The sequence below is a fragment of the Paracoccus sediminicola genome (assembly GCF_027912835.1).
GTDB classification, from domain to species: Bacteria; Pseudomonadota; Alphaproteobacteria; order Rhodobacterales; family Rhodobacteraceae; genus Paracoccus; species Paracoccus sediminicola.
Genome location: NZ_CP115768.1, coordinates 1,006,281 through 1,033,172 on the forward strand (window position 1 = coordinate 1,006,281; position 26,892 = coordinate 1,033,172).

Genomic DNA, 26,892 nt, shown 5'->3' on the forward strand with positions numbered 1-26,892 from the left:
TTCACGGCAGCCGGATTTCAGCCCATATCGGCAGATGATCCGAAGCCTGCCTTGCCAGCTCGGTATCGGCGACGCCGCTGTCGAGCAGCTCGATCCGACGCGACAGGGCGATGCGGTCCAGCCGAAGCCGCGGCATCGGCGCGGGATAGGACGGGCCGGGCGTCAGAACCCGCAGACTGCCCAGCGATTCCAGCCCGCGATCGTCGCGCCATTCGTTGAAATCGCCCATCAGCAGCACCGCATCCCCGGCCAGACGCGCAGCCTTGGAGGCCAGCCGGGCGAGTTGCTGACGCCGCGATGACCGCGCAAGCCCCAGATGCACACCGATGAGCGTCAGCCCCGCGACGCGCAGCGCAAGCGCCCCGCGCGGCTCGATCCCGGGAAGGGGCAGACGCCGCATCACCGCCTCCGATGCCAGTTCCGGGCGCAGCAGCACCGCCTGCCCATGCCAGCCGAGAGAGGTCTCGCCGGTGGTGCGCATCTGCACCGGAACCAGCCCGGTCATCTCTTCGATCATGTCGCGCGGCAGCGCCTCGGGGCGGGCACCGAGCCGGAAATCCACCTCTTGCAGAGTGATGATATCGGGGTCGAGTTCAGCGATGACCTGCAAGTTGCGCTCGGGCGCGTGCGGGCCTGTCAGGCCACGGCATTTATGCAGATTGTAAGAGGCGACTCGTAACTTCATGTCCCGCAGAATGTGCGGGTCACGCGTTCCTCCGCAAGGGGTGGATTGGCCAGATCATCCCAATCGGCGCGGGCCTCGAACGGTGCGCGCAACGCCGCGTCGAGCCGGTGGAACGGGGCGTAATCACCTTCGACAGCGGCCTGGATGGCCTGCTCGATCCGGTGATTGCGCGGGATGCGCAGCGGGTTGGCCCGGGCCATGCGGTCCGGGTCAGGCCCGGCCTTCTGCCAGTCCTGCGCCCAGTCGTCGAATTTCTCGCGCGACATGAATTCGTCACGCGCCGCGCCACTTGCGAGACCTGCAAAGACGCGGGTGAAATCGGCGCGCTCGGCTGCCATCAGGTCCAGCAGACGGTTGACCAGCGTCACCGCCTCATCGGTCGGGGCGAGCCCCAGCTTGGCGGAAAAGCGCTCTTTCCACGCTGTCTGATAGACCTCCGGGAAGCCATGCACGGCGCGGGTCGCCTCTTCGACGGCCTTGTCCTGATCGGCGCCCATCAGCGGGATCAGGCAGGAGGCGAACTGCGCAAGGTTCCACACCGCCACATGCGGCTGCTCGGCCCAGGCGTAGCGGCCATGCCGGTCGATCGAGGAAAACACCGTGTCGGGGTGATACCCGTCCATGAAGGCAGCGGGACCGTAATCGATGGTCTCGCCCGAGATCGCCATGTTGTCGGTGTTCATCACCCCGTGGACAAAGCCGAGCGCCATCCATTGCGCGACCAGCCTCGCCTGAGCCGCGACGACCTGTTCCAGCAATTGCAGCGGTGTCCCGGCCTCGGGGTAATGCCGCGCCATGACGTGATCGGTAAGCGCACGCAGCGCCTCGATATCGCCACGGACCCCGAAATATTCGAATGTACCGACGCGGATATGGCTGGAGGCCACGCGCGTCATCACCGCACCGGGCAGGCCGGTCTCGCGCTGCACCCGTTCGCCCGTCGCCACGGCGGCAAGCGCGCGGGTGGTCGGCACCCCGGCCGCTGCCATGAACTCGCTGTCGAGATATTCGCGCAGCACCGGGCCGAGCCAGCTTTTCCCGTCGCCCTGACGCGAAAACGGCGTGCGCCCGGCACCCTTCAGTTGCAGGTCAAACCGCGCCCCGTCCGGGGCCACCACCTCGCCGATCATCAGCGCCCGCCCGTCGCCAAGCTGCGGCGAGAGATGGCCGAACTGATGCCCCGCATAGGCCTGCGCGATCGAGGCCGCGCCTTCTGGCAGCGTGTTGCCCGACAGCATTGCCAGCCCCTCGGCGCTGCGCAGCCAGTCGGCATCGAGACCCAGCCTCTGCGCCAATGCCTCGTTCAGCGCGATCAGCGTCGGGTCGGGACTGCCCGCCGGCTCGACCCTGGCGAACATGCGCGGCAGCAGCGTCGCATAGCTGTTATCGAAAACGGGTGCGTTCATGATCCAACACATAGGGGCGGCGCGCGAAATGAAAAGGGCGCATCTCTTGCGGCCAGCAGGCACAGCGCGTATCGCGGGACCAAAGGAGAGCCGCGATGAAATTCCTCGATCTGGCCAAGGTTTATATCCGTTCCGGCGCGGGCGGCGCGGGCAGCGTCAGCTTCCGGCGCGAGAAATATATCGAATTCGGTGGCCCCGATGGCGGCGATGGCGGGCGCGGCGGCGATGTCGTGGCCGAGGCGGTCGAGGGGCTGAACACGCTGATCGATTTCCGCTATCAGCAGCATTTCTTTGCCAAGAACGGCCAGCACGGCATGGGCCGGCAGCGCACCGGCGCGGGCGGCGACGATATCGTGCTGAAAGTCCCGGTCGGCACCGAGATCCTGGAAGAGGATCAGGAAACCGTGATCGCCGACCTGACCGAGGTCGGGCAGCGCGTGACGCTCGCGCGCGGCGGCAATGGCGGATTCGGGAACCTGCATTTCAAATCCTCGACCAACCGTGCGCCGCGCAACGCCAATCCCGGCCAGCCGGGGGTCGAGCGGACCATCTGGCTGCGGCTCAAGCTGATCGCGGATGGCGGGCTGGTCGGGCTGCCCAATGCCGGGAAATCGACCTTCCTCGCTGCGACCTCGAATGCGCGGCCCAAGATCGCGGATTATCCCTTTACCACGCTGCATCCCAATCTGGGCGTGGTCGGCGTGGACGGGCGCGAATTCGTCATGGCGGATATTCCCGGCCTGATCGAGGGCGCGTCCGAGGGCAGGGGGATCGGCGACCGGTTCCTTGGCCATATCGAGCGATGCTCGGTCCTGCTGCATCTGATCGACGCCACGGCGGTGGATGTGCTGGCCGATGCGCAGACGGTTCTGGACGAGCTTTCCGCCTATTCGCAGATCCTGACCGAGAAGCCGCGTATCACCGTGCTGAACAAGATCGACGCGGTGGATGACGAGACGCTGACCGAGACCCGCGCCATGCTGGCCGAGAAGCTGGGCACGCAGGTCATGCTGATGTCCGGTGCGACCGGCAAGGGAGTGCAGGAGGTGCTGCGCGCGCTTTGGACCGAGATCGCGCCCTCGCGGGCGGTGGCGAAGAAGGACGAAGGCGAATGGCGCCCCTGAGCCCCGACATCGCGGCGGCGAAACGGCTGGTGGTCAAGATCGGCTCGGCTCTGCTGGTCGGGTCCGAAGGGCTGCGCGGCGACTGGCTGCGCGCGCTCTGCGACGATGTGGCGGCCTGGCGGCGGCGAGGCGCGGATGTGGTTCTGGTGTCGTCCGGGTCGATCGCGCTTGGGCGGCGTGTGCTGGGCCTGCCGGGCGGTGCGCTGTCGCTGGAACAGGCGCAGGCCGCCGCGGCGGTGGGGCAGATCCGGCTCGCCCGCGCCTATGAAGAGGCGCTTGCCCCGCATGGGGTGACCACGGCGCAGATGCTGGTCACGCTGGAAGACACGATGGACCGGCGCCGCTATCTGAACAGCCGCGCCACGATGCAGGCGCTGCTGTCGCACGGGGTGGTGCCGATCGTGAACGAGAACGACACCGTCGCCACCGATGAGATCCGCTATGGCGATAATGACCGCCTCGCCGCCCAGATCGCGGTGACGGCGGGGGCGGATCAGCTCCTGCTGCTGTCGGATGTGGACGGGCTTTATACCGCGAACCCCAAGACCGACCCCGCGGCGCGGCACTTGCCGGTGGTGGCGCGGATCACCCCGGATATCGAGGCGATGGGCGGCGATCCGGTCTCGGCCCTGTCGAAGGGCGGGATGAAGACCAAACTGATGGCGGCGCGCACCGCGGTCTCGGGCGGCTGCGCCATGGCGATTGCCGAGGGCTCGGTGCTGCGGCCGCTGAGCGCGGTGGCCGGGGGCGCGCGGGTGACATGGTTCCTGCCCGACGGCGATCCGCAGCTGGCCCGAAAGCGCTGGATCGCGGCGATGAAGCCGCGCGGAGAGATCACCGTCGATGCGGGCGCTGCCACCGCGCTCGGCGCGGGCAAGTCGCTTCTGCCCGCTGGGGTGACCTCGGTCTCGGGCGATTTCGGCCGCGGAGACCCCGTCGCCATCACCGCCCCCGACGGCGCCACACTGGCACGCGGGCTGGTCCGCTATACCGCTCAGGAAGCCCGCGCCATCGCCGGCCATCGCAGCGCAGAGATCGCCGAGATCCTGGGCTATGAAGGCCGCGCGGCGCTGGTGCATCGGGATGATATGGTGGTGTGAGGGGGGGGTGACCTGATTGGCTTTCATTTGATCTGAGTTGTTGTGGCGGTCTGGCGAACGTGACATGCCGCTCCGTTGCCCCGGCATCTGCTGCGTCAATTTGAAAAAAGCTTGAGTTGAAAACACTACTGAATTCTTGGAGATGTAAGTACCGTCATCCTGTTGGACATGTCTTAGCTGGTTTAGATATGCTTCCTAACGTGATATCGGTTGAATTTGATTTCCGAACACGTAAAAAGCTTTAATGAGAAATAGATTAAATTTACTTTATTACTCTACTGTCAGGTATTCCTATGATGAATAATAATTCTAGCAAGATTGTTTACCTACATATTGGGTTGCCGAAATGTGCGTCATCCTCGATCCAATTCCATTTTGCGGAATCTTACTTGAATTATAAAAGGGCTGGTCTTTGCTACCCCCACGCCGGACGAACAGTCCGCGGCTATCGAAATCATCAAGTCCTACTTGGCAATGATACGACAATTGAGGAAAAACTAGCAATTCTTGCAAACATTGCGAGAGAAAGTCGTCGTTCAAATAAAATCTTTCTCTCTTACGAAGAGTGTACGGGCAATAAAAAAACTTTTAGTAATTTGCCTGCACTGGTTGAATTGATTAACGAGGCGTTCGGGGCGGGTTGTGTCAAGGTTGTTTTATGCATTAGAAATCACTTTGAGCTCGCTGAATCTTCTTACGCCCAGTTCTTGAAAGGTGGACTTTACGGGATAAATCATAAAAATTTCTTTAAGAATGATGGCGCCGCAATAGGGGAGTATTTTGAGTTCGTGCATCGAAAGCGCGGTTTTTACCCATTTTCGTATCGCGATATCTTTTTGAAGATCAAAGAACAGTTGCCCGAGACTTCAATCCGCGTTCTGTCCACCGAGCGCTCCGACCTTGGTGGCCAAGATATAACCGAATATCTAGATCAAGTTCTCGACGTTCAGCCAAAGGACGGTTTTGCGGACCTGCTTCGCCGATGGTCTGGAAAGCGTCCTCCCACGCGGCGGCGGAATGAGAGATTTTCCGTCAAGTCGTTGGCTGCCCTGCAATACGCATATAGCCGTCACGACCCCCATGAATGTCAGAGATCTCGAAATAAGATTGCGGCGATCTTTGAGGGGGCGACGAACGAATTTTGTGAGAGTGTCAGCGTGAGCGGCGATCTTTTTGATAAGATTTACACTTATCAACGGAAAGATGCAGTTTTCCTGAATTCCTTAGCTGGAAGTTTCAATTCTGTTTTGAGCGTGCCTCGTAAATTTGAAGAAAATAGGGACCGACGCGGCACAATTATGTTGAGTCCGGCAGAAAAGGATAAGGTCGATAAAGTTTTGCGAAAATAATAAGTTTAGTGCGTAAAAACTAGCTTTTTTGAGGCTGCCCAAGTTTTTCTTGGCAGCTGAATGCGCGGTTTCATCGTCCGGACGATTGGTCGCGATGGCCGGGCAGGGTGAACCCACCACGGCTATCGTGCCGATGGTCAGAGTAATGACCTCTTACTCCGGCAGCACCCGCACCGCGCCCTTGTCAGCACTTGCCGCGAAGGTCGCATAGGCGCGCAGCGCCGTTGTGACATTCCGCTTGCGCTTCTCGACAGGTTTCCAGCCTGTGCGGTCCTGCTCGGCGCGGCGGGAGGCCAGCTCATCCTCGGGGATGGCCAGATGAATGGTCCGGTTGGGGATGTCGATCTCGATCCGGTCGCCATTGCGGACCAGACCGATGGCGCCGCCATTCGCCGCCTCGGGCGAGCAATGGCCGATGGAGAGGCCCGAGGTGCCGCCGGAAAACCGCCCATCGGTAACAAGCGCGCAGGCCTTCCCAAGCCCTTTCGACTTCAGATAGCTGGTCGGATACAGCATTTCCTGCATGCCCGGCCCGCCCTTGGGGCCTTCATAGCGGATCACGACCACGTCGCCCTCTTTGACCTTGCCGGTCAGGATACCGCTGACCGCCGCGTCCTGGCTTTCATAGACCACCGCCGGGCCGGCGAATTTCAGGATCGACTCATCGACACCGGCGGTTTTCACGATGCAGCCGTCGAGCGCGATATTGCCACGCAGCACGGCCAGCCCGCCATCGGCCGAAAACGGCGCGTTGACCGCCCGGATCACCCCGCCCTGACGGTCGAGATCCAGTGTCTCCCACCGCTTGTCCTGGCTGAAGGCGGTCTGGGTCGGCACGCCGCCCGGCGCCGCGGAATAGAAGCGATGCACGGCCTCGTCCTCGGTGCGCGAGATGTCCCATTGGTCGATCGCCTCGCCGATAGTCGCAGAATGCACGGTCGGGCTGTCGCGATGGATCAGCCCGCCGCGATCCAGCTGGCCGAGGATCGCCATGATGCCGCCGGCGCGGTGAACATCCTCCATATGCACATCCTGCTTGGCGGGCGCGACCTTGGACAGGCATGGCACCTTGCGGCTGAGCGCGTCGATATCCTCGAGATCGAAATTGATCCCGCCCTCGTGAGCGGCGGCGAGAATATGCAGCACGGTGTTGGTCGAGCCGCCCATCGCGATATCCAGCGACATAGCGTTCTCGAACGCCTTCTTGTTGGCGATGTTGCGGGGCAGGACGCTGCTGTCCTCCTGCTCGTAATAGCGTTTCGCCAGCCCGACGATGCGCTGACCGGCCTCTTCGAACAGCCGCTTGCGGTCGGCATGGGTCGCCAGCGTCGAGCCATTGCCCGGCAGGGACAGGCCAAGCGCCTCGGTCAGGCAGTTCATCGAATTGGCGGTGAACATGCCCGAGCACGATCCGCAGGTCGGGCAGGCCGAGCGTTCGATTGCGGCCACGTCTTCGTCGCTGACATTGTCGTCGGCGGCGGCGACCATCGCATCGACCAGATCGAGCGCGTGCAGCTTGCCGTCCTTCAGCACGACCTTGCCGGCCTCCATCGGGCCGCCCGAGACGAAGATCGCCGGGATGTTCAGCCGCATCGCCGCGTTCAGCATGCCGGGGGTGATCTTGTCGCAATTCGAGATGCAGACCATCGCATCGGCGCAATGCGCATTGGCCATATATTCGACGCTGTCGGCGATGATCTCACGCGAGGGCAGGGAATACAGCATCCCGTCATGGCCCATCGCGATGCCGTCATCGACCGCGATGGTGTTGAATTCCTTGGCGACGCCGCCCGCCTTTTCCACCTCACGCGCGACGAGCTGGCCGAGATCCTTCAGATGCACATGGCCCGGCACGAACTGGGTGAAGCTGTTGACGATGGCGATGATCGGCTTGCCGAAATCGTCGTCCTTCATGCCCGTCGCGCGCCACAATCCGCGCGCACCCGCCATATTGCGTCCATGGGTCGAGGTCCGAGAGCGATAGGCCGGCATGATGGCTCCTTCCGATTGGCGACATGCGGGCGCCTGGCCCGCGGCGGCTTCGGCGGCAAGGTTTAGCGGAATTTTTCCCGCATCGCCAGCGGGGGAATGCGCTTTGTGGGCGGCAGGCCTCGACGCGCCGCGCGTGGATATGCGGTGGGGCCGCTGCGCCTTGCGCGGGCCATCTTGCGGCCAGCGCGACGGCCAGCCCGCTTAGCGACGATCTTCGGTCGCAATGACGCGGAATCGGGCGCGTCGATCCTCGGGCGAGTCTTTGTCGCTCAGCGGTTGCAGAACCGGGCGGGGCAGGTTCGGGCCGGGACCGGCGGCGGGTGTCCCTGTCGGCTTGCCAGATCTGGGCGGCAGGGTCTGCGCGCCGTCGATCACGGGAAACAGCGTTTCGGCGGCGACATCGAAACGGCGCGGGCCGCGCCCGATCTCCCCCTTGGTGACCAGACAGCCGAGCGCGCGGGTGATGTCGCCGAGATCGGATTTCAGCGGCAGCACGAGGATCTTGCCGCAAAGCTCCGGGCGGCCATATCCGGGCGGGGCGCGCAAGACCATCTCGGCGATTTGCGGGCCGCGAAACACGGTTTCCAGCACGTCCGAGAACCGGCCCCGGCTTTCCGTATTCAGAAGCGCGCAGACCGGCATGCCGCGCACCTCCATCCCCATCAGATCGACGAGATGCCGCCCGGCAAGGCGGAACCGCGCCGCGCCCGGCGCGATGCGTTCCAGGATGAAGGCATAATCCAGCGCCTGCCGGATGCCGTTGGGTTCGACATCGGCGCGTTCCGGGATCGCCCGGCCGCGGCGCAGCGATTCCCAATAGGCGCGCATCTCGGCGGTGATCCGCCCGGGATCGGGCGCGACGGCACTGATCGAGACGATCTCGCAATTGCCGCCAGTCCCTTTCCCCACACTGCCGCCGCCCGAAACCCCGTCCGCCGCTGCGCCCGCGATCTTGTCGCCCGTATGCTCTGCGCCGATGCGATCCACACCCTTGCGCTTGTCGTCCCGCTCATCACCCATGAAACATAAACCCGCTGCCCCAGACAGGCGGCCCCCCGACCGCCGCAGATCGCTCTGCATCGACCATTCTAGCAAAGCCCGAACGGACCAAGCAGGAAATTCTTATCACCTGGTTAAGCCGACAGGCTTGATTCTCTGGCGCTCGGGCTGGCAAATGCGCCAAACATCAAAAGGGGGCGGCATGGACCGGACCGGACTTCTGATCATCCTGTCTTCGCCGTCGGGGGCGGGCAAGTCGACCCTGGCGCGGCGGCTGATCGATTGGGACCCGACCCTGTCCTTCTCGGTTTCGGCCACCACGCGCAGCCCGCGCCCGGGCGAGATGGACGGCCAGCATTATCATTTCATCGCCCGCGACGAGTTCGCCCGCATGGTGGCCTCTGGCGACATGCTGGAACATGCCGAGGTGTTCGGCAATCTCTATGGCTCGCCACGCGCTCCTGTCGAGGCGGCGATGCAGGCCGGGCGCGACACGATCTTCGACGTGGACTGGCAGGGCGGTCAGCAGATCCGCGCCTCGGCACTGGGCGGGCAGGTGGTCAGCATCTTCATCCTGCCGCCATCGCTGCCCGAACTTGAACGGCGGCTGATCTCTCGCGGGCAGGACGCGCCCGAGGTGATCGCCGGCCGCATGGAGAAGAGCCGCGGGGAAATTTCCCATTGGGCGGAATATGATTATGTTCTGGTCAATGACGATCTCGACGCGACGTTCGAGCGGCTGACCGCGATCCTCACCGCCGAGCGGCTGCGCCGCGACCGGCAGAAGGGGCTGGGCGGTTTCGTGAAACGACTGATGGAGGAAGACAGCGCATGATCTGGGAACTGGACGGGGTCGCCCCCGAAATCGCAGAGGATGCCTGGATCGCGCCGGATGCGCAGATCATGGGACGTGTCGTCATCGAGCCCGGCGCGAGCGTCTGGTGGGGCGCGGTGCTGCGCGGCGATAACGAGGAAATCCGCATCGGCCGCGGGGCCAATGTGCAGGATCTTTGCTGCCTGCACACCGATCCGGGATTTCCGCTGACCGTCGGCGCAAATGTCACCGTCGGGCATCGCGCCATCCTGCATGGCTGCACCATCGACGAGGATGTGCTGATCGGTATGGGCGCGACGGTGCTGAACGGTGCCAGCATCGGCTCTGGGTCGCTGATCGGGGCCGCGGCGCTGATTTCCGAGGGCAAAGAGATCCCGTCCCGCGCCCTGGTCATGGGCGCGCCGGGCCGGATCGTGCGCGAGATCGACGACGAGGCGCTTGCCGGGCTGCGCGAATCGGCGCGCCGCTATCAGGAAAACGCTGCGCGGTTCCGGGCCGGGTTGAAGCGGCTCGACTGAGGCGCGCGCATGGACAGCAAGGTGATCCACGATCTGATCGCGGCGCTGCCGGTTGCGGTGATCGCGGTCGATGCGGGCGGGCGCATCACCGCGGTGAACGCGGCAGCGACCACGCTTCTGGGGGACCGGCTGACAGATCGCCCCTTCGTCACCGCTTTGCGCCACCCGACCATCGTGCAGGCCGTGGATTCCGTCATCGATCCGGCCCATGTCCGCCCGCCCGTGCCCGACCCCTCTCTCTCTGCGGTCGAATCGGGCGGTTATCGCAACCGGCTGGTGATCTCGGCACAGGGGCGCGACATTCCCGCCGAGGTCACCGTCTCGGGGCTGCCGGGCCGGAACGGGGCGCTCGTGGTGATCGAGGACAGCTCGGGTCTGGAACAGGCCGAACAGCTTCGCCGCGATTTCGTTGCCAATGTCAGCCATGAGCTGCGCACGCCGCTGACCGCGATGATGGGCTTTATCGAGACGCTGCGCGGACCTGCCCGCGAAGATCCTGTCGCGCGCGAGAAATTCCTTGCCATCATGGAATCCGAGGCGGCGCGGATGAACCGGCTGGTGCTGGATCTTTTGTCGCTGAGCCGCGTCGAATCCGAGGAACGCCGCCGCCCCGCCGAGCGGGTGGACCTGTCCATGCTGGTGAACAGCGTCGTGGCGACGCTGTCGATGCAGGCGCGGACCGGCCATGTCCGCTTTCAACAGCAGGGCATGGAGGCGCCGGTTTTCGTGCGGGGCGATCCTGACCAACTGACCCAGGTGTTTCACAATCTCGTGGAGAACGCGGTGAAATATGGCGGCGCGGGCGGCGAGGTGACGCTCGCCCTTCGCCATATCGCGCATGAGCCGGTGCTGCGCGGCCCGGCCGTGGCGGTCTCGGTCATCGACAAGGGCGAGGGGATCGACGAGATGCATCTGCCGCGGCTGACCGAGCGTTTCTACCGCGTCGACAGCCATCGCTCGCGCCAGCAGGGCGGCACAGGGCTGGGTCTGGCGATCGTGAAACATATCGTCAGCCGCCATCGCGGCAAGCTGCGCATCGAATCGGAAAAAGGGAAAGGATCTCGCTTTACCGTGATCCTCCCCGCCGGGCAGGACCGCCGCTGAGCTTGCCCGCAGCGGCCCGAGGCACTATCTGGGGCGCAGGCAAGGGAGTCAGCGATGACGCATAATCCGATCCGTCCGTGGCGCGATATCGAACGGCGCAAATCCCGCAAGATCATGGTCGGAAATGTTCCGGTCGGCGGCGACGCGCCGATCAGCGTGCAGACCATGACCAACACCGATGGGCATGACGTGCGCGCGACGCTGGACCAGGTCATCCGCGCCGCCGATGCAGGCGCCGATATTGTGCGCATCTCGGCCCCCGATCAGGACACCACGAAAGCGCTGCGCGAAATCTGCCGCGAAAGTCCGGTTCCGATCGTTGCGGATATCCATTTTCACTATAAGCGCGCCCTCGAAGCCGCCGAGGCCGGCGCGGCCTGTCTGCGCATCAATCCCGGCAATATAGGCAGCGCCGATCGCGTGGCCGAAGTGGTCCGCGCGGCGAAGGATCACGGCTGCTCGATCCGTATCGGGGTGAATGCGGGCAGTCTCGAAAAGCATCTGCTGGAAAAATATGGCGAACCTTGCCCGGACGCGATGGTCGAAAGCGGGCTGGATCACATCAAGCTGTTGCAGGATCACGATTTCCACGAATTCAAGATCAGCGTGAAAGCCTCGGACGTGTTTCTGTCGGCGGCAGCCTATCAGCAGCTGGCCGAGGTCACCGACGCGCCGATCCATCTTGGCATCACCGAGGCGGGCGGGCTGCGCGGCGGCACCGTGAAATCGGCAATCGGTCTGGGCAACCTGCTCTGGGCCGGGATCGGCGATACGATCCGCGTCAGCCTGTCCGCCGATCCGGTCGAAGAGGTGAAGGTCGGTTTCGAGATCCTGAAATCGCTGGGTCTGCGGACGCGCGGCGTGCAGATCATCTCTTGCCCCTCCTGCGCAAGGCAGGGTTTCGACGTCATCAAGACCGTCGAGATTCTGGAAGAGCGGCTTGAGCATATCAAGACTCCGATGAGCCTGTCGATCATCGGCTGCGTGGTGAACGGACCGGGCGAGGCGCTGATGACCGATATCGGTTTCACCGGCGGCGGCGCGGGCAGCGGGATGGTCTATATGGCCGGACGGCAGGACCACAAGATGAGCAATGACCAGATGGTCGATCATATCGTCGAACTGGTCGAGGAACGCGCCGCCAGGATCGAAGCCGCCAAGACTGCCGAGGCGGCGGAATAGACCCGCCGTCAGGGCCTGGGCGCAGCCGCGACCCCCGATATCGTCATGTCTTGATCGCCTTGTCCTGGCGGATGAAAAAGCTTGCGGTCAGCCTTCCGAGGCGGCCGCGCGGGCCTCCTCGATCACCGGCGCCAGCCCGGTGCGGGGCATGCCGCGCAGCAGCGTGTCGCCGATGATGAAGCTGGGCGTGCCGGACAGGCCGAGCTGGCTGGCAAGCCGCGCGTTATCGGCCAGCACCTCGCTCACCGCGTCGCTGTCCATCGCGGTCATGATCTCATCCGCAGCGAAGCCCATCTCTTCGGCGGTGGCGCGCAGGGCTTCGGTCGTGACATTCCCGCGCATGTTGTAGAAATGATCGTGGACCTGCTTATAGGCCTCGTCCCCCTCGATCTGCTTCACCGCGGTGGCAAAGCGGGCCGCAAGCTCGCTTTCCTCGCCGAGGATCGGGAAATCCTTCAGGATAAGCCTTATATTTCCGTCACTTGCCAGCGTTTCCTCGACAATGGGAAAGACCTGCCGGCAGACGCCGCAGCGATAATCGATGAACTCGACCATGGTCACATCGCCATCGGGATTGCCGCCGACCCAGCTATTGTCGTCGTTATAGATCTGGTCTTCGAGCTGGCTGAGCATCACGCTGTCATTCTCGGCCTCCTGCGCAAGGCGCTGCTCTTCGAGCGCGGTCATCACCTCGACCATCACCTCGGGATTTTCGACCAGATAGTCGCGCACTGCGGCGCCGAAAGCCTCTTTCTCGGCGTCGGTCATGGCGCCGAGATCCAGCGACAGGGCGGGGGTGGCGGTCAGCAGCAGCGCGGCGAGCAGTTTTTTCATGTCCGGTCCTTCATGGGGCTTGGCACGAAGACTGGCTGCAAAACCCGCAAAGCACAAGCAACGGCTGCGTGAATGACGCGAGACGCGGCGCGGATGGCTTGACCGGACCGTGTCGCGGCGGGCATAGACCTTGCAAAACGAGCAGAGGCGAAGATGCGGCAGTCGAAACGGGGTCAGGTCGATCCCTTCATCGTCATGGATGTGATGGAGGCCGCGCGCCGGGCCGAGGCCGCCGGGCGGCGGATCATCCATATGGAGATCGGCCAGCCTGCCACCGGCGCGCCCGAAACCGCACGCGCGGCGCTTCGCGACCGGCTGGACGAGCCTCTGGGATATACGGTTGCGCTCGGGTTGCCGGCGCTGCGTGCGGGGATTGCGGATCTGTATCGACGCTGGTACGGGCTGGATCTGGACCCGGAACGGGTGGTGGTGACGGCGGGGTCTTCGGGCGGCTTCATGCTGGCCTTCGCGGCGCTGTTCGACGCGGGAGACCGCGTCGCCATCGGAGAGCCGGGCTATCCCAGCTATCGCCAGATCATGCGCGCCATGTCGCTGCAACCGGTCGGCATCCAGACCGCGCCCGAGCATCGTTATCAGCCGCGCCCCGAGGAGATTCCCGGGGATGTTCAGGGGCTGATGCTGGCCTCGCCCGGCAACCCGTCCGGCACGATGCTGGGGCCGGACGATTATCGGGGCCTTCTGGATCGCGCGCGCGGACTCGGGATCAGCGTGATCTCGGACGAAATCTATCACGGGCTCAGCTATGGCGGGCGCTGTCACAGCGCGCTCGAGATCAGCGACGACGTCTATGTCATCAACTCATTTTCGAAATATTTCTCGATGACCGGCTGGCGGATCGGCTGGATGGTGGTGCCGCCCGATCATGTCCGCACGATCGAGCGGCTGGCGCAGAACATGTTCATCTGCCCGTCCCATGCCAGCCAGGTTGCGGCACTCGCGGCGCTCGAGGCGACCGAAGAATGCGAGGCGCGGCTGGCGGTCTATGCCGAGAACCGGCAGATGCTGCTTCAAGCGCTGCCAGGGCTCGGTTTCGACCGGATCGCGCCGCCCGACGGGGCGTTCTATCTTTACGCCGATGTCTCTTCGCTGACCGATGACAGCAGCCGCTTTGCAGCCGAGATTCTCGAAGGCGCCGGTGTGGCGGCGACGCCGGGGCTGGATTTCGATCCGCGCCGTGGCAAGACCACGCTGCGCTTTTCCTATGCGCGCGGCAGCGAAGAGATTGCCGAGGCGATCACCCGGCTCACGCGCTTCATGGAGACGCGCTGATGCGGCCGGCGGCCATCCTGCTGTCGCTCCTATGTCTGATCTGGCCCGCGGCGACGCTGGCGCAGCCGCAGGGCGCGACGCTTGAGGCAGGGCGGTCCTCGGTCACGCAGCAGGATGAGACGCTGGTTCTCTCCTTGGGGCTGAGCGCGGCGGTGCCTTACCGGCTGATGCTGCTCGACGAGCCGCGGCGGCTGGTGATCGACGCGAGGGGGCTGAACGTCGCGCCGGGCGAGATCGACGACATGGAGGGCGCGACGCTGTTCCAGGCGGTCCGGGCCGCCCCGTTCCGCCCCGGCTGGTCGCGGCTGGTCTTTGAGCTGCGCGGGCCGCGAAAAATCAGCGCGGCGACGATGCGGACCGATGCGCGTCCGGGTGCAGAGCTGATCCTGAGGCTCGATCCGGTGGCGGCCGAGGCGTATCAGGGCGCGCCGAATGCCATGTCGGCGCTGTGGAACCTGCCGCAGCCGACCACGCCGGTCGTCGATCCGTCAAGGCCGCGCCCGCTGCGCATCGCGATCGATCCGGGGCATGGCGGCGTCGATGCCGGCGCCGTGGAGTCCGGCCTGCGCGAATCCGATCTGATGCTGGATTTCTCACATGAGCTGACCGAGAAACTGATCCGCGCCGGGTTCGAGGTGGTGCTGACGCGGCGCAAGGATGTGTTTGTCGGGCTCGAGGCACGGATGACCGAGGCGCGGGCCTCGAATGCCGATCTGCTGATCTCGCTTCATGCCGATGCGCTGCCCGAGGGTCAGGCGGCGGGCGCCGCGATCTTTACCTGGAACAGCCAGGCCGATGACCGTGCCTCGCGCCAGCTTGCCGCGCGGCATGACCGGGCCGATCTGGTGGCGGGACTGGATCTGGAAGGGACCGACGACCAGATCGCGGAAACACTGATGGACATGGCGCGCGCCGACACACATCCGCGATCCGAGTCGCTGGCCAAGCATCTGTCGGCGCGGTTCTCGCAGGCCGGGCTGGCGCTGCATCGCAACCCGGTCAAGGGGGCCGCCTTCAGCGTGTTGAAATCGCCCGATATTCCCTCGATCCTGGTCGAGCTGGGGTTTCTCACCGATCCGGGCGACCGTGCCAATCTGACCGATCCGGGCTGGCGGGCGACGATGTCGCAGGCCATTGCCGACGGGGTGTCGGGCTGGCTGGCCGACGATGCCTCGCTGGCCGCGCTGCGCCGACACTGAACGCGGCCCGGCCAAAACCGCCGCAAATTCCGTAACGGAAATGCTCCGTTTCACCCAAGCTTGTTTTGACCTCGCATCGCTGCGCGGTTAATAAACCGCCTAACAATTAAAGAGGCAGGTCATTGTTCCGGTTCATCCTCTCTTTCTTCGGCACCATCTTCTCGCTGCTGGTGACCGGGATGCTGTTCGGCTTCCTGATCCTCGGCGGCGTGTTCTGGGCCTATGGGCGTGACCTGCCCAGTCATGAACAGTTGACCCAATACGCCCCCAAGACCATCAGCCGCGTCTATTCGGGCGAAGGGCGGCTGATCGACGAATTCGCGCAGGAGCGGCGGCTTTTCGTGCCGGGCGAAGAGATCCCCGATCTGGTCAAGCAGGCCTTCGTCTCGGCAGAGGACAAGAACTTCTACCAGCATAGCGGCTATGACATGCGCGGCATCGTGGCGGCGGCGCGCGATGCGGTCGTGTCGCGGGGGGAAAATCTGCGCGGTGCGTCGACCATTCCGCAGCAGGTGACGAAGAACCTGCTTCTGTCCTCGGATCGCACGGTCGAGCGCAAGGTGAAGGAACTGATCCTTGCCACGCGTCTGGAACAGTCGCTGACCAAGGATCAGATCCTCGAACTCTATCTGAACGAGATCTTCCTCGGCCAGAACAGCTATGGCGTGGCCGCGGCGGCGCAGACCTATTTCAACAAGACCCTGGCCGAGCTGGAACCGCATGAGGCCGCGACGCTGGCCGCGATGCCGCAGGCGCCGGGCCGCTATCATCCCGTCCGCGCGAAGGATCGCGTGACCGAACGGCGCAACTATGTTCTGCGCGAGATGTGGCAGAACGGCTATATCGACGAAGCGACGATGAAGGCCGAATCCGCCAAACCGCTGCGCTCGGTGCAGAACGGCGATTTCGAGGCTTTTGAGGAAAAGCTGCCGCCGCGCGATTACTTCACCGACGAGATCCGCCGCCAGCTATCCGAGGAATTCGGCGAGGATGAATTTTTCGGCGGAGGGTTGACCATCCGCGCCACGGTCGAGCCGCAAATGCAGTCCGTGGCATCGGACGCGCTGCGCGAGGCGCTGGAGGATTATGACCGCAGCCGGGGCATCTGGCATGGTGTGATCGCGACCATTCCTGAGGAACAGCTTGGCTCCGAGGCCGATTGGCGCGCGGCGCTGTTCGACGTCAAGGACGCCCCGCGTGACGTGCCGGGCTGGATGCCGGCCGTGATTCTCGAACTCAGCGACAGCGGCAATGCGCGGATCGGTATCGAAGGGATCGAGGAAGACGCGGACGGGCATTGGGTCCCGGCCAAGGACGCGCAATGGGCCCGCCCGGAACGCGAGGATGGCTCTCTCGGCCCGCGCGCGAACGGGGTAGGGGATCTGGCGCAGCGTGGCGATGTGGTGATGGTGCGCGCCATGACCAGCGACAGCGATGGCAGCTTCATCCGCTGGACCCTGCGTCAGGTGCCAGAGGTGCAGGGCGGCTTCATGGCGATGGACGTGAATACCGGCCGCGTGCTGGCCATGCAGGGCGGATTTTCCTATCAGTCCTCCGTCTTCAACCGCGCGACGCAGGCGATGCGCCAGCCGGGATCGAGCTTCAAGCCCTTTGTTTATGCGGCGGCCCTGGATGACCGTTACACCCCGGCCACCATCGTGGTGGACGAGGAAATCGCCATCAACACGCCCGACGGGCTGTGGCGCCCCAAGAACGCATCGAACCGCACCTATGGCCCGACGCCGCTGCGCACCGGGATCGAACAGTCGCGCAACCTGATGACGATCCGGGTCGCGCAGGATATCGGCATGAACACCGTCGCCGATTACGCCGAGCGCTTCGGCGTCTATGATGAGGGCGAGATGAAGCCCTTCCTCGCCAACTCGCTCGGCGCGCAGGAAACGACCCTGTTCCGCATGGTCGCGGCCTATGCAATGTTCGCCAATGGCGGCGAGCGGGTCGAGCCTACACTTGTCGACCGGGTGCAGGATCGGCTGGGCCGCACCGTCTATCGTCATGACCAGCGTGATTGCGTGGGGTGTTCGCAGAACGCGCTGCCCGCCGGCAGCTCGCCCGAGATCGACACGAATCGCGAGCGGGTGATGGATGCCGTGACCGCCTATCAGATCACCTCGATGATGGAAGGCGTGGTCAAGCGCGGCTCGGGCAAGGGGGTGAACCTGCCAGTGCCGATCGCGGGCAAGACCGGCACCACCAACGACGCGAAGGATGTCTGGTTCGTCGGGTTCTCGTCGAATATCGTCGCGGGCTGCTATCTGGGCTATGACCAGCCGCGCACGCTCGGCAAGAATGCGTATGGCGGCACGCTCTGTGTGCCGGTTTTCAACGCCTTCATGCGCGAGGCTGTGCGCGAATATGGCGGCACCCGGTTCAAGGTTCCCGAAGGCGGCTATTTCCGCAAGATCGATCGCTTCACCGGCGCGCCGCTGTCCTCGGATGCCTCGGGCGACAACGTCATCTCGGAATTCTTCCGCAACGGCACCGTGCCGCTCGGCTCGGGGATGCAGGCCATCGACGGCGGCTTCGAGGCGAAGATCATGCCGAAGGTCGAAGGAATACCGCTGACGCTGAAGGAACTGCCCCAATCCAGCAGTGGTGGCGGCAGCCGGGCCAAGACCGTGACCACCTCTTCGGGCAAGAAGAAGGTCATCCCGCAAAAGGCCGATTTCGGCACGCTCTCGTCGGGCGGGCTGTACTGACCCATCCGCCTGCGCCGCACCGGCCGCCCTTGTGAGGGCGGCCGTCTCGCGTTATCTCACCATCCACCCGTTACGGAAGGACCGACCCCATGCGCGCCGAAACCGCTGCCACCGTCGATGCGATCCGCAAATCCCTGCGGCTGCTGGCGCAGCGCATGGATTGGGAGACCGCGCCGCACCGGCTGGAAGAGCTGAACGCGATGATCGAGGATGGCGAGCTGTGGAACGACCCGGCCCGCGCCCAGAAGCTGATGCGCGACCGTCAGGCGCTGTCCGATGCCGTCGAAGGCTATCGCCGCATCGAGGGCGATCTGGAGGCCAATGCCGAGATGGTCGAACTGGCCGAGGCCGAGGGCGACGATGAACTGGTCTCGGAAGCGGAAAGCAACCTGAAGAAGCTGGCCGAGGAAGCCGCCCAGAAAGAGCTTGAGGCGCTGCTGAACGGCGAGGCGGATGGCAACGACACCTTCCTTGAAATCAACGCGGGCGCGGGCGGCACGGAAAGCTGCGACTGGGCGTCCATGCTGGCGCGGATGTATGTGCGTTGGGCCGAGAAGAAGGGCTATGACGTCGAACTCATTTCAGAATCCGCCGGCGACGAGGCGGGCATCCGCTCGGCCGCCTACCGGATTTCGGGGCATAACGCCTATGGCTGGCTGAAGACGGAGTCGGGTGTGCACCGGCTGGTGCGGATCTCGCCCTATGACAGCTCGGCGCGGCGGCATACCTCGTTCTCCTCGGTCTGGGTCTATCCGGTGGTGGATGAGAATATCGAGATCAACGTGCCCGACAGCGATATCCGCATCGACACCTATCGGTCATCCGGCGCGGGCGGGCAGCATGTCAACACCACCGACTCGGCGGTGCGGATCACCCACCTGCCGACCGGGATCGTGGTGACCAGCTCGATGAAGTCCCAGCACCAGAACCGCGAAGCGGCGATGAATGCCCTGAAAGCAAGGCTTTACCAGCAAGAGCTCGACCGTCGAAATGCCGAGATCAATGCCCAGCACGACGCCAAGGGCGATGCCGGATGGGGCAACCAGATCCGGTCCTACGTGCTGCATCCCTATCAGATGGTGAAGGATCTGCGCACCTCGCATGAGACCTCGGACACGCAGGGCGTGCTGGATGGCGATCTGGACGCGTTCATGGCCGCGACGCTGGCGCTGGATGTTTCGGGCAAGAGCAGGGCCGAGGCGACGGCGGAGGATTGATCCCCCAGACACGCCCACGGCCGGCACACCGGGTATGCAGCGGGCGCCGGACAGCCAGCGTCTTGCAGCCAGCCTCGGTCAGACGGCGCGGGCGCGCTCAGCTCAGCGGTGACGATTCACTCAGATGATGGGCGATCAGCCGGTCCACCGCCTTGCGGCGCGACATGATCGGGGCGGCGAGCGGATAGCGGAAATCCGCGTCGAACAGCTCGGGGAAGATCATCTCCAGCTCGGCCCGCCCCTCCGCAGAGAGGCTGCCCAGAAACTCTTTGCCGAGATACAGCGACTCGGTCCATGCGCCGTTGCTGAGCACGCAGCTATGCGCTTCAAGCAGCAGGTGGAAATAGGTGAAAGGCACATTGCCATCATGCAGGCGGACGCCCGGCACCCCAAGCAGCTTGATCGCCGGGATCAGCACATGGGCCGTGCCGGCCAGTGCCTGCGTGATCGCCGAAGAGATCCGGACGCGGTGCTGCGGTGACAACATCAGATCCGTCGCGGGCCGGGCTTTACCGAGGCTGCCGGCAGAGATCACCACCGGCCGCAGGTTGGGCAGGGCGAGCAGCTCTTGCGGCTGCACCTCGCGAGACCCGATCCAGAGTATCGGCATCGCGCGGCCCGAAGCCGTAATGACAAGATCGCCCTCGCTCAGGTCTTCGACCGGGCGCGGCCCGTCGGGCGTTTCGATCAGCGTGCCGTTGCAGAAACACGGGGCGGGCAGGGTGCTATAGGGGATCGAGCGGGGCTGCGATCGGGATACCACGGTCAGGTCGGTCCCGTCGGGCGGCTCTTTGCCATCCTGCCAGATATAGAACTCGGTCGCACTCGTTTCCCGGTCGCTATTGGTGCCCATCGTGCCGGTATAGACGGTGTATTCGGTGCCGGTATCAGGGTCGCGGAACAGGATCAGCCCGGTGCTGGTGATCTGAGTCCCGGCGCCATAGCTGACGCCGTTGATCGTCGCGGGTTCGGCAAGACGCTGTTGGCTGCTGTCGCTTTCCAAAAAGCCGGTGTCGTCGTCGGTCACGACCACGGCTTCCTTGCCGCCGCCATTATAGGTAAAGACCTGCCCCGCCGAGACCTCGGGCAGGCCGTTGCTCGCCTCGTCAATCGTCAGGCCGGGGTTGGTGCCACCGGAGACCCAGGTGAAAGCGCCGTCGGCGTCAAGCAGCCCGCCAAATGAATAATCCGCCATCACACCCCCCGTCTGAATGGTTAAGCTGGCGAGACCTTCAGCGAAGTATCGCACACCGGCACCAGCGATGTCGCCGGGTTAAGATCAGATGCGGGAACCGCGTTCAACAGGGCGTGAGCTAATAAAGGTTAATAATTCCGCGCATCTGTTGCCTTGGTGCCTAAACGGGTTCGGCCTCGGCCTCTGCCGCGCGCGCAATTTCTGCGTCATCCAACGGACCCGGGAAATGGCAGGCGGTCAGATGCTGGGGATCGCCGATCAGTTCGGGCACCCGCTCGGCGCAGGCCGGCTGCGCGCGCGGGCAGCGGGTGCGGAAGACGCAGCCCGAGGGGGGCGACATGGGCGAGGGCAGTTCGCCGGTCAGGGGGATGATGGTCTTGGACCGTTCGAGATCCGGGTCCGGCACAGGCACCGCAGAAAGCAGCGCCTGGGTATAGGGATGCTGCGGCTGTGCATAGAGCGACTCGGCCTCGGCCAGTTCCATCACCCGGCCCAGATACATGACCAGCACCCGGTCCGAGATATGCTTCACCACCGACAGGTCATGGGCGATGAAGATCAGCGCCAGCCCGAGATCGCGTTGCAGATCGCCCAGAAGATTGATGACCTGCGCCTGGATCGAGACATCCAGCGCCGAGACGGGCTCGTCGCAGATCACCAGCTTGGGCTCGACGATCAGGGCGCGGGCGATGCCGATGCGCTGACACTGCCCGCCCGAGAATTCATGCGGATAGCGGTTGATCTGGTTGGGCAGCAGACCGACACGCTCCATCATCTGCTTGACGCGGGTCTTGACCTCGGCGCGGGGCAGAGAGGGGTGATGCGTGCGCAGCGGCTCGGCGATGATCTGGCCTACGGTCATGCGCGGGTTCAGCGAGGCCAGCGGGTCCTGGAACACCATCTGGATGTCGCTGCGATATTTCAGCATCCGGCGCGGGCTCAGCCCGATCAGATCGGTGCCGTCCTGCCATGTTGCCGTGCCCGTCGCCGGGGCAAGCCCGATCAGCGCGCGGGCCAGCGTCGATTTGCCCGAGCCAGATTCGCCCACGATCCCCAGCGTTTCGCCGGGTTGCAGCGTGAAGTCCACGCCGCCCACCGCATGAAGCAGCCGGGGCGGGGTCCAGGGCATGTCGCCTTCGCGGCGGATGTCGAAGGTCACGCGCAGATCGCGCACATCGAGCAGCGGCTTAGCGTTGGTCATCGGGAAGCTCCTGCGGGGTTCCGGCACTGGCGGGGCCGACGGTGACGCCGTCCTTAATCTGCGGCTCGGGCTCCGGGGTGGAGGCCGCGCCCTGTTCATCGGCGGCAGCCTCGATGGGCAGGTCGTCATGGGCGGGCGGCCCGGCGCGGACGGCTTCGATCGGGGCGTGACAGGCACGCTCGCGCCCCGGCGCAAAACCGTCGAGCGGCGGCATGGTGGTCCGGCAACGCTCCATCACATAGTCGCAGCGCGGCGCGAAGGGACAGCCGGCGGGCGGCCGGGTCATGTTGGGCGGGCTGCCGGGAATGGCGGAAAGCCGGTCGCCCTTCTGATCGACGCGCGGGATCGCCGCCAGCAGGCCCTGGGTATAGGGGTGGCTGGGATCGGCGAAGGCGGGGTCGGTGGGGGCGCGTTCCATCACCCGGCCGCCATACATCACCATCACCCGCTCGCACGAACCTGCCACGACGCCGAGATCATGGGTGATGAGGATCATCGCCATGCCGAATTCGTCCTGCAATTCATCCAGCAGCGTCATGATCTGCGCCTGAACCGTCACGTCGAGCGCGGTGGTCGGTTCATCCGCGATCAGCAGATCGGGCTTGCACAGAAGCGCCATCGCGATCATCACCCGCTGCCGCATTCCGCCGGAAAATTCATGCGGAAACAGCCGCGCACGGCCCCTGGCGTCGGGAATGCGCACCGCATCCAGCATACGGATCGATTCATCGACCGCTTCGCGCTTCGACATGCCATGATGCAACACCAGCACCTCGGCCATCTGGTCGGCGACCCGCATATAAGGGTTGAGCGAGGTCATCGGGTCCTGGAACACCATCGCGATCCGCTCGGCCCGGATCTTGTTCAGCAGCTTCGGCTTCGCGTTCAGGATCTCCTGCCCGTCGAAGGTGACGCTGCCGGTGGCGCGGCCATTCTTGGCCAGCAGCCCCATGATCGAAAAGGCAAGCTGCGATTTGCCCGACCCCGATTCGCCCACGATGCCGAGCGTCTCGCCCCGGTCGAGCGACAGGTTGATGCCGTTGACGGCGTGCACATCGCCATCATTGGTCTGGAAGGTGACGTTCAGATCCTTGACGTTCAGCAAAGCCATCAGCGGTCCCTCGGGTCCAGAGCGTCGCGCAGCCCGTCTCCGATGAAGAACAGCGCGAACAGGGTGACGCAGAAGAAACCGAGCGGGAAGCCAAGCTGCCAGATCGTCCCGTAACGCATCGTGCCGGCCCCCTCCGAGATCAGCGCCCCCCAGGAGGTCAGCGGTTCCTGCACGCCGAGGCCGAGGAACGAGATGAAGCTTTCGGTCAGGATCATCAGCGGGACCAGCAGCGTGGCATAGACGGCGACGACGCCCAGCAGGTTGGGCACGATATGGCGCAGGATGATCTTCCATGTCGGCACGCCGGTGGCGCGCGCCGCCTCGATGAATTCGCGGTTCTTCAGCGTCAGGGTCTGGCCGCGCACGATGCGCGACATTTCCAGCCACGAGATCAGCCCGATGCCGAGAAACAGCATCTCCAGCCGTCGGCCGAAGATCACCAGCAGCAGGATCAGCACGAACATATAAGGGATCGACAGCAGGATATCGACGATCCGCATCATCACCTGATCGGTGCGCCCGCCGACATAGCCCGAGGTCGCGCCGTAAAGCGTGCCGACCACCACGGCGACAAGCGCGCCGACCGTGCCGACCATCAGCGAGATCCGCGTGCCCATGACCGTACGGGCATAGATGTCGCGGCCCAGATCGTCGGTGCCGAAATAATGCCCGTTCTCGAGCGAGGGCGCGCCCTGCGTGGCCGCCGAGCCCATCACCATGAAGTCGATGGAATCGTAATCCCATTCCGCGAGATACAGCCCGAAGATCGCAAACAGGACCACCAGCACCAGAACGATCAGCGCGACCATCGCCGCCTTGTTCTTCACGAAACGCTTGCGGGCATCGGCCCAGGGGCTGCGGCCCCTGACCTCTTCCGCCGCCATACGGTCCGAGAGGCCCTTGATTTTATCGTGTTCGATCATGGTCATGTCATCAATACCTGATCTTGGGGTCGATCCACGCATAGAGGATATCGACGATTAGGCTGAACAATATGGTCAGCGCACCGACAAGGATCGTGACCCCCATCATCACCGCATAGTCGCGGTTCAGCGCCGAATCGACGAAGCTCTTGCCGATCCCGCCGGTCGAGAAATACATGTCGATCACCACCGAGCCGGTGATCATCGACACGAAAGCCGGCCCCAGATAAGAGATCACCGGCAGCAGCGCGGGTTTCAGCGCGTGTTTCCAGATCACCCGACGTTCCGGCAGGCCCTTGGCGCGGGCGGTGCGGATATGATTCGAACTCAGCACCTCCAGCATCGACGACCGGGTGATCCGGGCAATCGACGCCATATACGAGGTGCCAAGCGCGATCACCGGCATGATCCAGTAATCGGGGTTGTTGAAGCTCCACCCGCCGCCGGGCAGCCAGCCGAGCGAGAGGGTGAAGATCAGCACCAGGATCGGGGCCATGACGAAATTCGGCAGCACCTGCGCCCCGATCGAGATGCCGACGGCCAGATAGTCCAGCCATGAATTCTGCCGGACCGCCGCCGCCGCGCCGAGTGCCACGCCGACCACGACCGCCAGAATGAAGGACAGCAGACCATAGGTTAGCGTCACCGGGAAGCCGGCGGCGATGATCTCGTTCACCGAGCGGTCGGGATAGACGAAGCTGGGGCCGAAATCGAAATGCCGCAGAATGCCCCAGACGTAATCGACGATCTGCTTCCACAAAGGGTCGTCCAGCCCGTATTTCGCCTCGAGATTGGCGAGCACCTGCGCCGGCACTTCGCGTTCCTGAGTGAAAGGCCCGCCGGGGGCGGCATGCATCAGCATGAAAGAAAAGATGATCAGCAATAGCAGGGTCGGGATGGCAACAGCCAGCCGTCGCAGAATATATCCGAACATTCTCTGGTTCCGATTGGGTGCCCGAGAGCGTGACGCGAGAAGCGATGTGAAACGACCGGGACAGGTCCGCCCCGTCCCGGTCCGCGATATGGCGACGCCTTATTCGGCGGCGATATACATGTCCTTGCCGTACCAGCTGTTCATCACGTTATCGAACGGCAGACCCTTCACATAGGGCTTGATCATATCGACCTGCGCATAGTGGTAGATCGGGATCAGCGGCAGTTCCTGCGCGAGGATCTGCTCGGCCTGGGTATATTGCTCGTTCGGGTTCTCCGAGGTGACGGCCTCATCCAGCAACGCGTCGTAATCGGCATTGTTGAACTCGCCGTAATTCGAGCCGGTCGACCGGAAATAGTCGAGGAAGGTCGAAGCTTCGTTATAGTCCGCGCACCACGCATAGCGGGCCAGTTCGAAATCCTGTTCCTGCATGCGGTCGGTGTGGACCTTCCACTCCATGTTGTTCAGCGTGAGGTTCACGCCAAGCGGTTTCCACATCTGCTGCGCGACCACGGCGATCTTCTTGTGATCCTCCGACGTATTGTAGTTCAGGGTCAGGTTCAGCGGGTTGTCGGGACCGAAACCTGCCTCTTCCAGCAGGCGCTTGGCTTCCGCGACGCGGTCTTCCTGCGACATGGAGGCCATCTCGATCTCGGGCATCTCGAAGCCCTCCATCGCCCAATGGGTCCAGTTATAGGCGGGGCGCTGACCGCCCTGGAGCACCTGCTCGACGATGATGTCCCGGTCCAGGCCCAGCGTCAGCGCGCGGCGGATATTGGGGTCCTGCAATTCTTCGCGGCCCTTGTCGGACAAGTTGACCAGATAGGCATAGGAGCAGGCATAGGGAAGCGAATAGGCCTCTTCGGGGTATTCCTCCTTCAGGCGCGGATACTGGCCGGCGGGGATGTCGACACGGTCAAGCTCGCCCGACTGATAGCGGGTCAGCGCGACATTGATGTCGTTGACGGTGATCCCGTTCAGCTTTTCAAGGATCACGCTGTCGGCGTCCCAGTATTCCGGGTTCTTCTCCATGGTGATCTGAACGCCGAGATCGTGATCGGTCAGGACATATGCGCCGTTCCCGACCAGATTGCCGGCCTGCGTCCAGTCGTCGCCATGTTCGTCCACGACGCTTTTCAGCACCGGGAATGTCGTGGGATGGCTGAGCATCTTGATGAAATAGGGGGTCGGCTTGGTCAGCTTGACCTCCAGCGTGTTGTCGTCGATGGCGGTGGCACCGAGCGTGTCCAGCTCGGCCTCGCCATTCACGATCTCGCTGGCGTTGACGACGTTCATCAACTCGATGAACCAGGCATATTCCGACGCATTCGCCGGATCCACGGCGCGCTGCCAGCCATAGATGAAATCCTGCGCGGTCACCGGCTCTCCGTTCGACCACTTGGCCTCGGGGCGCAGGTTGAACGTATAGGTCAGGCCATCTTCAGAGACCTCGTAATCGGTGGCCACACCGGGCACCATGCCGCCTTGCAGGTCTTCGTTCATCAGCCCCTCGAAGAGCTGGCGCAGCACGTCCGAGCCTTCGACATCGGTGTTCAGCTGCGGATCGGTGGTCTTGATCGCGTCGAGCAGCCAGAAATTATATTCCTGAGTCTCGGCCAGCTCATCGCCATCGGCCACCGTGGCCGCAGTGGCGGGCAGGGCGAAGGACAGCGCGAGCGCGGTCGACATGAGGAGTTTCGTCATAGGGTGATCTCCCGTGTTGGATGGGCGCGTCTCCTGCGCGCCGGAATGGAACAAGGTTAGGCAAATTCAACCGACAGGCAAGGCTTCGCGACACATCAGGCGGGGACGCCGCGTCAAGTTGCGCATGGCGGGACGGCAAGCATCGCGATCCTCGCGGATGGCGGGCGCCGGGCGAAGGGGCTGCGCCGTGCCTGCCGCGCCGGTTTGGGGTTGAATGCGGCCCGCCCGGCAAGGATAAACGCAAATGCTTTACGCGCCGCGTCGCAACCG

The 26,892-nt window shown here is 64.0% G+C and carries 21 protein-coding genes and 1 pseudogene; 11 read left to right on the top strand and 11 right to left on the bottom strand.

Going from position 1 to position 26,892, the window contains the following annotated elements; all coding sequences use genetic code 11:
* Position 1 precedes the first annotated feature (1 nt).
* Both PAF18_RS05005 and PAF18_RS05010 read right to left on the bottom strand, forming a co-directional pair.
* On the bottom strand, positions 2-685 hold the full coding sequence (locus PAF18_RS05005) for an endonuclease/exonuclease/phosphatase family protein (protein ID WP_271117512.1): 684 nt from the start codon (positions 683-685) through the stop codon (positions 2-4).
* Positions 682-2,091 carry a protein adenylyltransferase SelO gene (locus tag PAF18_RS05010; RefSeq protein ID WP_271117513.1) on the bottom strand — a complete coding sequence of 470 codons (1,410 nt, stop codon included), beginning with the start codon at positions 2,089-2,091 and terminating at the stop codon, positions 682-684. Before PAF18_RS05010 ends, PAF18_RS05005 begins: the two co-directional genes overlap by 4 nt.
* Before the next feature lie 95 nt (positions 2,092-2,186).
* On the opposite strand from PAF18_RS05010, the gene obgE reads away from it, so the two are divergent.
* From obgE to PAF18_RS05025, 3 genes are all read left to right on the top strand, one after another.
* A complete protein-coding gene (gene obgE / locus PAF18_RS05015) occupies positions 2,187-3,215 on the top strand; it encodes a GTPase ObgE (RefSeq protein ID WP_271117514.1) in 1,029 nt (342 codons plus the stop codon).
* A complete protein-coding gene (gene proB, locus PAF18_RS05020; RefSeq protein ID WP_271117515.1) occupies positions 3,203-4,315 on the top strand; it encodes a glutamate 5-kinase in 1,113 nt (370 codons plus the stop codon). The genes obgE and proB overlap by 13 nt, the downstream gene beginning before the upstream one ends.
* 389 nt (positions 4,316-4,704) lie before the next feature.
* Positions 4,705-5,664, top strand: a complete 960-nt coding sequence (locus PAF18_RS05025) for a hypothetical protein (RefSeq protein WP_271117516.1) — start codon at positions 4,705-4,707, stop codon at positions 5,662-5,664.
* A 153-nt stretch (positions 5,665-5,817) separates the two neighbouring features.
* Here PAF18_RS05025 and ilvD read toward each other — a convergent pair whose 3' ends face one another.
* Entirely contained in the window at positions 5,818-7,656 is a 1,839-nt protein-coding gene (gene ilvD / locus PAF18_RS05030; protein WP_271117517.1) for a dihydroxy-acid dehydratase, read from the bottom strand.
* Between the two features lie 201 nt (positions 7,657-7,857).
* Positions 7,858-8,676 (bottom strand): PAS domain-containing protein, encoded by an 819-nt coding sequence (locus tag PAF18_RS05035; RefSeq protein ID WP_271117518.1) that lies wholly within the window; start codon positions 8,674-8,676, stop codon positions 7,858-7,860.
* A gap of 181 nt (positions 8,677-8,857) precedes the next feature.
* On the opposite strand from PAF18_RS05035, the gene gmk reads away from it, so the two are divergent.
* The 4 genes from gmk to ispG are packed head-to-tail and all read left to right on the top strand — an operon-like array spanning position 8,858 to position 12,294.
* On the top strand, positions 8,858-9,490 hold the full coding sequence (gene gmk, locus PAF18_RS05040) for a guanylate kinase (protein ID WP_271117519.1): 633 nt from the start codon (positions 8,858-8,860) through the stop codon (positions 9,488-9,490).
* Positions 9,487-10,008 carry a gamma carbonic anhydrase family protein gene (locus PAF18_RS05045; protein WP_271117520.1) on the top strand — a complete coding sequence of 174 codons (522 nt, stop codon included), beginning with the start codon at positions 9,487-9,489 and terminating at the stop codon, positions 10,006-10,008. The genes gmk and PAF18_RS05045 overlap by 4 nt, the downstream gene beginning before the upstream one ends.
* A 9-nt stretch (positions 10,009-10,017) precedes the next feature.
* The gene (locus PAF18_RS05050; protein ID WP_271117521.1) at positions 10,018-11,112 is read left to right on the top strand and encodes a sensor histidine kinase; all 1,095 of its coding nucleotides are present in this window, start codon (positions 10,018-10,020) and stop codon (positions 11,110-11,112) included.
* Positions 11,113-11,166: 54 nt separating this feature from the next.
* Positions 11,167-12,294, top strand: a complete 1,128-nt coding sequence (gene ispG / locus PAF18_RS05055; RefSeq protein WP_271117522.1) for a flavodoxin-dependent (E)-4-hydroxy-3-methylbut-2-enyl-diphosphate synthase — start codon at positions 11,167-11,169, stop codon at positions 12,292-12,294.
* Positions 12,295-12,381: 87 nt separating this feature from the next.
* Here ispG and PAF18_RS05060 read toward each other — a convergent pair whose 3' ends face one another.
* Positions 12,382-13,128, bottom strand: a complete 747-nt coding sequence (locus PAF18_RS05060) for a DsbA family protein (protein ID WP_271117523.1) — start codon at positions 13,126-13,128, stop codon at positions 12,382-12,384.
* Positions 13,129-13,281: 153 nt separating this feature from the next.
* Here PAF18_RS05060 and PAF18_RS05065 point away from each other — a divergent pair, with 153 nt between their 5' ends.
* The 4 genes from PAF18_RS05065 to prfB all read left to right on the top strand — a co-directional run bounded on the left by PAF18_RS05065 (position 13,282) and on the right by prfB (position 19,554).
* Complete coding sequence (locus PAF18_RS05065) at positions 13,282-14,418, top strand: pyridoxal phosphate-dependent aminotransferase (protein WP_271117524.1); 1,137 nt, start codon at positions 13,282-13,284, stop codon at positions 14,416-14,418.
* The gene (locus tag PAF18_RS05070) at positions 14,418-15,617 is read left to right on the top strand and encodes an N-acetylmuramoyl-L-alanine amidase (RefSeq protein WP_271117525.1); all 1,200 of its coding nucleotides are present in this window, start codon (positions 14,418-14,420) and stop codon (positions 15,615-15,617) included. Before PAF18_RS05065 ends, PAF18_RS05070 begins: the two co-directional genes overlap by 1 nt.
* A gap of 122 nt (positions 15,618-15,739) precedes the next feature.
* Positions 15,740-18,337, top strand: coding sequence for a penicillin-binding protein 1A (locus PAF18_RS05075; RefSeq protein WP_271117526.1), 2,598 nt, complete (start codon positions 15,740-15,742; stop codon positions 18,335-18,337).
* An 89-nt stretch (positions 18,338-18,426) separates the two neighbouring features.
* The gene (gene prfB / locus PAF18_RS05080; protein WP_271117527.1) at positions 18,427-19,554 is read left to right on the top strand and encodes a peptide chain release factor 2; all 1,128 of its coding nucleotides are present in this window, start codon (positions 18,427-18,429) and stop codon (positions 19,552-19,554) included.
* A 97-nt stretch (positions 19,555-19,651) separates the two neighbouring features.
* Here prfB and PAF18_RS05085 read toward each other — a convergent pair whose 3' ends face one another.
* The 6 genes and pseudogenes from PAF18_RS05085 to PAF18_RS05110 form a co-directional block, all read right to left on the bottom strand.
* The gene (locus PAF18_RS05085; protein ID WP_271117528.1) at positions 19,652-20,749 is read right to left on the bottom strand and encodes a Hint domain-containing protein; all 1,098 of its coding nucleotides are present in this window, start codon (positions 20,747-20,749) and stop codon (positions 19,652-19,654) included.
* Positions 20,750-20,909: 160 nt separating this feature from the next.
* Positions 20,910-21,950, bottom strand: a complete 1,041-nt coding sequence (locus PAF18_RS05090; RefSeq protein WP_271117529.1) for an oligopeptide/dipeptide ABC transporter ATP-binding protein — start codon at positions 21,948-21,950, stop codon at positions 20,910-20,912.
* Between the two features lie 142 nt (positions 21,951-22,092).
* Positions 22,093-23,061 (bottom strand): annotated as a pseudogene (locus PAF18_RS05095) (oligopeptide/dipeptide ABC transporter ATP-binding protein); the annotation flags it as partial.
* On the bottom strand, positions 23,061-23,984 hold the full coding sequence (locus PAF18_RS05100; protein WP_271117530.1) for an ABC transporter permease subunit: 924 nt from the start codon (positions 23,982-23,984) through the stop codon (positions 23,061-23,063). The gene PAF18_RS05100 and the pseudogene PAF18_RS05095, both read right to left, overlap by 1 nt.
* A 10-nt stretch (positions 23,985-23,994) precedes the next feature.
* Complete coding sequence (oppB, locus tag PAF18_RS05105) at positions 23,995-24,918, bottom strand: oligopeptide ABC transporter permease OppB (protein WP_271117531.1); 924 nt, start codon at positions 24,916-24,918, stop codon at positions 23,995-23,997.
* Positions 24,919-25,017: 99 nt separating this feature from the next.
* Positions 25,018-26,622 carry a peptide ABC transporter substrate-binding protein gene (locus PAF18_RS05110; protein ID WP_271117532.1) on the bottom strand — a complete coding sequence of 535 codons (1,605 nt, stop codon included), beginning with the start codon at positions 26,620-26,622 and terminating at the stop codon, positions 25,018-25,020.
* Between the last annotated feature and the right edge of the window lie 270 nt (positions 26,623-26,892).